Origin of the sequence: Pantoea sp. GbtcB22 (assembly GCF_019091025.1) — a bacterium.
GTDB classification, from domain to species: domain Bacteria; phylum Pseudomonadota; class Gammaproteobacteria; order Enterobacterales; family Enterobacteriaceae; genus Pantoea; species Pantoea leporis.
Genome location: NZ_JAGXKB010001005.1, coordinates 1 through 230, shown reverse-complemented (window position 1 = coordinate 230; position 230 = coordinate 1). Strand labels below are relative to the sequence as shown.

Sequence of the window (230 nt, the reverse complement as noted above, 5' to 3'; positions counted from 1 at the left end):
ATGGGCGGCATGGCGGGCCTGATGGGCAAACTGCCGGGCATGGGGCAACTGCCTGACAACGTGAAATCGCAGATGGATGACAAAGTGCTGGACCGCATGGAAGCCATCATCAATTCGATGACGCGTAAAGAGCGTGAGAAGCCAGAAATTATCAAGGGGACGCGCAAACGTCGTATTGCGTTGGGCTCAGGCATGCAGGTGCAAGTTGTCAACCGACTGCTGAAACAGTT

The 230-nt window shown here is 54.8% G+C and carries 1 pseudogene; it reads left to right on the top strand.

Features of this window, described 5'->3' with window-relative positions:
- Window positions 1-230 (top strand): annotated as a pseudogene (locus tag KVT28_RS27320) (signal recognition particle protein); the annotation flags it as partial.